This is a genomic window from uncultured Cyclobacterium sp., from assembly GCF_963976465.1.
GTDB lineage: Bacteria > Bacteroidota > Bacteroidia > Cytophagales > Cyclobacteriaceae > Cyclobacterium.
The window spans coordinates 1-5,975 of sequence record NZ_CAXBOC010000371.1 but is presented as its reverse complement, the minus strand read 5'-3'; the positions used below and the strand labels follow the sequence as shown (position 1 = coordinate 5,975).

At 38.3% G+C, this 5,975-nt stretch carries 4 protein-coding genes; 1 reads left to right on the top strand and 3 read right to left on the bottom strand.

Annotated features, from left to right (window positions below):
* Nucleotides 1-11 precede the first annotated feature (11 nt).
* From AAC037_RS18115 to AAC037_RS18105, 3 genes are all read right to left on the bottom strand, one after another.
* Nucleotides 12-1,094 (bottom strand): Wzz/FepE/Etk N-terminal domain-containing protein, encoded by a 1,083-nt coding sequence (locus AAC037_RS18115; RefSeq protein ID WP_339904548.1) that lies wholly within the window; start codon nt 1,092-1,094, stop codon nt 12-14.
* Nucleotides 1,095-1,096: 2 nt separating this feature from the next.
* Nucleotides 1,097-3,775, bottom strand: a complete 2,679-nt coding sequence (locus tag AAC037_RS18110) for an SLBB domain-containing protein (RefSeq protein WP_339904546.1) — start codon at nt 3,773-3,775, stop codon at nt 1,097-1,099.
* Nucleotides 3,776-4,042: 267 nt separating this feature from the next.
* Entirely contained in the window at nt 4,043-4,984 is a 942-nt protein-coding gene (locus tag AAC037_RS18105) for a fasciclin domain-containing protein (RefSeq protein WP_339904544.1), read from the bottom strand.
* Between the two features lie 335 nt (nt 4,985-5,319).
* Between AAC037_RS18105 and AAC037_RS18100 the strand changes: the two genes are divergently transcribed.
* Nucleotides 5,320-5,975, top strand: a 656-nt coding sequence (locus AAC037_RS18100) for a gliding motility lipoprotein GldB (RefSeq protein ID WP_339904542.1), incomplete at its 3' end; no start/stop codon positions are given.

The window sequence follows — 5,975 nt, the reverse complement described above, 5'->3', positions numbered from 1 at the left end:
AAAAGGAATACTCAAGATTTGAGATGTGTCACATAGAGCGTGTTCAAGTATATCCAAACAAACCCTAAAACAAAGCATATAAATGCTCCAAGAACAATTCCTATTTTAAGTTTTATTTCAGCCCGCTCTAGCGGATACCGAGGTTGATCTATTATTTGAATTAAAGGTGTATTGTTTCTGTCATTAATTTTAGCAATCTCAAGATTTTTCACAATCTCTTCATAAACAGCGGCAGATGCCTGTATGTCTACTTGAATACTTTTTGAGGGCACCATACCTTCTTGCAACAATGGGTTGGGGTTTGGCACCCTATCCTGAAAATTGGCCAAGGCTTTTATTTTACTGTCCAACACCTTTCTAACACTATCCGATTGGTGTTGCAAAACCCTAACATTCTCCGAGGTTTTTTTTGTCTTAGCTTTAAGGTAAAATTCATTCACTGTTGCCACTAGGTTTTCATTGAAGCTTTTTGAAAAGGCTTGGTCTTTACTGGCGATCGTCACTTTGATAATGTTAAGTTTTCGATCCGGTTTTTCTACTATTAAATTACTTTTCTTTATCTCTTTCACCACCTCTTTCAATACACTGTCTTGCTGAATAGAAAAGTTGGCCTGTGGCAAGGAAAAATCAATCTTGCTGAAATCTACATCATCCTCCCATTTCTCTTCCAATTCATTAAAATAGATGTATCGGTCTATCAGCAATTCACCAGCGTTTTGATTAGAAACAGAATCAAAAGGTTTCAGTAAAGTTTTACTAAGCATGGACTCTGATTTATAAAGTTCCATAATATTATCTCCGGTAAACAGCCCACTTTCTCCACCTATGGAACCAATATTAATGCCTAGCATGGAGGCAAGACCGGAAATATTGCCCATCCCCCCCATTCCGGATTGTTCAAGCACAAAGGTGGTATCAGCATGATAAATGGGCTTTTTTAAGACCGATACTATGGCTCCTAAGACAGCACCAATGAGGGCAAATGCCATCAATAATTTCCACTTTTTTTTGTACACCGAAATCCAGCTTTGAAAGCGTAACACCAACTCTTTAAGTGTGATTTTATCTGATAAAATGTGTTGATTCTCCCCCATAATTAATTTATAATCTGAGTAATAAGAAAGGCTATTGTAGCCAAGCCTGTTGTAATACCAACCAAATCACTAGGTCTAATGGGTATTTTCGGTCCTTTTGTTGGTACAATGATTTCTGAACCGGGCTCTATCTTTGGATAGGCATTGAAAAACAAATAGTTTTTTGTCCGGGCGACTTCACCATTGGCGTAAACTACATAAGTTCTCTTCCTTTTGGCCCTCACATTGAAACCTCCCGCTTTATTGATATAATAGGGCAACCCTTTGAAGTTTTCGTGACGGATGGTGGTGGGATAGATCACATCTCCCCTAAGTCTAACTGTTTGCAGTTTTCTGGGAACACTTAATATATCCCCTTCCTCCAAAATCAAATCATATTTGGAGCCAGGATTGTTGATGATAGACACCAGGTCAATGGCAATCGTCTCCGTTTCTCTTAATTGGATAGGATTCACCCCATCCCTAGAAGAAGAAATGTCATTAAACAATCGCTCTCTGGCTTCAACCACTGATTGATCCAATCCTGATTCAACAGAATCGCTCATTCCAAACAGGTAATTACCAATCCTATCTATCATTTGTTTTTGGGATTCGGTAGGCTCCAAATTTTCTCGGTTTAACCTTTGAAGAAGATTGAGCAAATTGTCTTTGTTTCTCGCCTTCTCAGATTGATTTTTATAAAATTCAGTCCTTCTTATAAGGGTAGCACCTTTAGGATAGGCAAACTCAGTTAGCCCACCGGATCGGGAAATTAAACTGGAAATCCGCTCTTCTGCTTGACTAATGGCAAAGTTTCCTGGTGATTTAACCTGCCCTTCTATTTTTACCATCCTTTCCAGACTGAAATTTGTTTTTCTTCGGACTGTCAAATGATCATAGGGGAGTAATACTTGAGGATTACTGCTTAAACCAAGATCATTATCTAAAGCTACAGGAATAATATCTGCATAGGCCCTCCCCGCTTGGTCTGATTTTCTCCTTGCAATCTCTACATCCTCCTTGGAAGCCGATTCTTTGAGTCCTCCGGCCATTAAAATCAAATCAGCAGGGGTCATGTTCTCAGAATACAGGTAAGTTCCCGGATTCAATACTTCACCACTCACTTTTACATAAGTTTCCTCCTTTAAATCATATATGGAAGGGACATGGATGACATCCTCCCTCGAAATGGACACATCAGTAGCTGAACCTTTCATGATGGCATCCAAATCTACTTGGATCAATCGAGTACTTAAATCAGCCTTAGTTCTGAGAATGTTTACGCGATTAGTAAAAGCCTCTCCCTTCAATCCCTCAGCTTTTTCTATCAACTTGGAAAGGGTTAGCCCCTGCTCAAAGGCATAGTTTCCTGGTCTATAAACAGCTCCTTTCACTTGGACCCTATTGGTATACCTATCCAAAATTTCTCCTACCGTATAATGATCCCCACCTTTCATAAGGAACATAGAAAACTGATCTTTATAGACATCCGAAACAGCTTTCTCCTTATTGGTTACTCTGGTAACGCCAACTTTTTCTTTAAAAGCCTTATCGGTAAACCCACCGGCAAACTCAAGTACATCAGCAAAGGTTTCATTTTCCTTTACTTCAAATACCTTGGGTCGTTTCACCTCTCCTTCCAAACTCACCCTAGCCAAATAGGGAGGCACCAAAATAATATCTTGGTCCTGCAAGGTCATATTAACCCCCGGGTCTCCATCTATTAAAAATGCATAAAGATCAATCTCAGCAATTTCTTGTTGATTTCTAATCAATTTCACTCTCCGCATACTACCGTTGGTGTTTGGACCTCCGGCAGCATATAGCGCATTAAAGACATTACTAAAAGCACTGAGGGTGAAAGTTCCGGGAAGCCTTACTTCCCCTACTAAATTCACTTTGATCGTTCTAATATTGCCCAGGGTAATTTGCAAAAAGGTATTGGGTTTGCTACCTTTTAATCCCGTATAATACGTGGACAGCCTATTCCGAATAACTTTGCTTGCATCCTCTATTGTCAAGCCAGAAACACTTATAGGACCGATATTTTCTAAAATAATTTGGCCTTCAGGCGTAACCGATGTTTGGTAATAGGTTTCAGATTGTCCATATATGTCAATGTTTACCTCATCACCGGGGCCTAATATATAGTTTCTAGGGGTAGCCAGATTTAAATTGGGTTCAAAGGTTAACCTCCTGGTTTTATTGTAAAAAAGATCCATCCCGAAATAAGGTTGCTTATCTGAAGACAACTTATCTAAATCCGTCTGGGGTGAAATCATCCCTTGAGTAATTTCATTGAACTCCATTTGCCTCCTTGGGCTTCTGGAAGGAGATTCCGAAGAATTCATCCCGTTATAGGAACCCATAATCACCAAGCCATCCAACCGTTCCTTCAGCTTATCAACTTCCGATGAGGGGAGCCCTCTGAGCTGAGCCATTTGCAACAGCTCTTCTTCAGAAAAGCCTGCTTCAGCTGCCCTATTGACCAACTGCTCCAATTGCTGGTCTGTCAAATCATCTACATTAATTGAGGAAATGTCTTCCAATGACTGAGGCAAGGCCATATGGGATAACATGACCAATAGAAAAAAAATCGCATAGTGGAACCAATGGTGATTCACAAGTCTTTTAGAAATCATATCTAATATTTTTTGGTGGCTATACAGCTTCGCCACATTACCCACACCTATTAATGACATGAATAATTAAGGTTATTCATAATTTTTACCGTAAAGCAACTGTAAAGATAATTATTCCTTGCTTTAAGGGACAATCTTTGGGCATTAAAGGCATAATAATAAATATAAATTATCAGTCTCCAAGTTAAAGAACTGAAACATCAGATTTTAAGATTGTAAAGACTTATTTTAAACGGAGGGATAGGAGGCTTAAACTTGTAAAAAAATAAAGCAATAAAAAAAGCCGAAACCTAGTGGTTCCGGCTTTAAAATAATCCAAACCCTAAATTATGGTAACATTACTTTATCAATGACATGTATGACACCGTTGGTGGCATGAATATTAAGCAATTCGGTGTTAAGACCGGCTTCTTCAATACTTAATTCTGCCAAATCCACCGTTAAGGTATAGTTCGAAAGCAAGGTAGGAAGTTCAGCTTCATCTCTCAAATCTTGAGAAAATGCCCTGGCCGGAACCACGTGATACATGAGCACGTTTTCTAAAGTTTCTAATGGTATATCTTCAAAACCATCTACATCCAAGTCATCATAAAGCTGTTGAAAAGCTGCATCCGTTGGAGCAAAAACGGTCAAATCATCCTCCACACCTCCATTCACTGCATCCACTAAATTAACCCTGATTAAGGCTCCTACTAGCTGAGTAAATTCAGGGTTGGTCTCTTGCGTATAACCATTAGCTATTTCTGCAATAGACATGGTCGGTTTCATGATCACTTGATTGATTACATGAATGATTCCGTTGGAAGCTTCCAAATCAGTTTCTATAACTTCAGCATGCCCATTGACCCAAGCCTTATTGTCGGGGTCTTTGCTAATATAAAATGGGGCGCCTTCTAAAGATATTACTTTCCCACTACTTACGGCTGAGGATGGTATTTCCGAAGGCACCACGTGATACATTAATATGGTCTTTAGATCATCTACTGCAATGCCATCGACATCCGTTATTCCTGCATCTGTAAAGGCTTGGTCAGTTGGGGCAATTACTGTCAATTCTTCATCAACACTTAGTGCATCAGTTAATCCGGCCCTCTGTACAGCAGCAACCAACGAGGAAAATCGGTTATCACTCTGTGCAAATTCCACAATGTTTTTACCCAATTCCATAGGAACCGGATCGTCATCAGAACAGCTTGAGGATATTAATAATACCCCAGAAAAAAGCAGTCCTAAGAATTTTTGATTTCCTTTAAACATTGAATCCATCATTAAAATTTGTTTAGTTATTGTTGGCTTAATTTATTTGTAACCAAACTGATAGCCTACAAAAAGGTTTAAATTTTCTTGATAAAATTACACAAAAACCGCCTTATGACATGTTTTCCAAATAAGCATACGATAGTTAATCCTACTAAAGCGGTAAATTCCAACAAGTTGATCAAACAAGAAGGAAGGAAAAGAAGATTGATTAATTCAACAAATTTGAATGGGTAATCATCCATAACTGTATCCCAAAATTGAGTTGATTTCTTATTATCTTTGCTCCTTTGCGCTTGTATTTGAATAGTTACATTTATTGATTGCTATTGCCTAACTTTGTAAACATGATACGAATCAAATTCTTATTTGCCGGGCTATTCTTTTTTACCTTATTTATTGGTTGCAAACCATCCAATGAAGAATGTGAAATCCCTATAGGATATCAAGAAAACTTAACTTCCATTGACATCCAAAGAATGGAAGGGTTATTTTTTGAACAGATAACCAAAGAAAAGATACTTAAGAATTTGGAAACTTACCCCCAATTCTCCAAAGCCATGTTCGCTAATATGGGTTTTGAAAATCAAGAGCAACTGGCTGAGGAATTGCTCTTGATACACCAAGATAGCGGAATGGTGGAATTGTATCAGGAGGTTCAAAAGTATTTTGGTGACCTTAGTACAATAAAAAAGGATTTGGAAATTGCCTTTGCAGGTATTAAATACCATTATCCCAAGTACAAAATCCCCTCCATTTATACATTCGTGAGTGGTTTTGGAACTGATCTTATTGTCTCCGATGAGGTGATTATTATCGGGCTGGACTATTTCTTACCCAATGACCATAAATTTCAACCTGTAGATTTACCTAATTATATATTGAGAAGGTACAATAGTGCTCATCTAGTGCCAATGATAATCACGGCGATATCCACACAGTTTAATAAAACAAAGCTTGCTGACAATAGTTTATTGGCAGAAATGATTTTCTATGGCAAGTC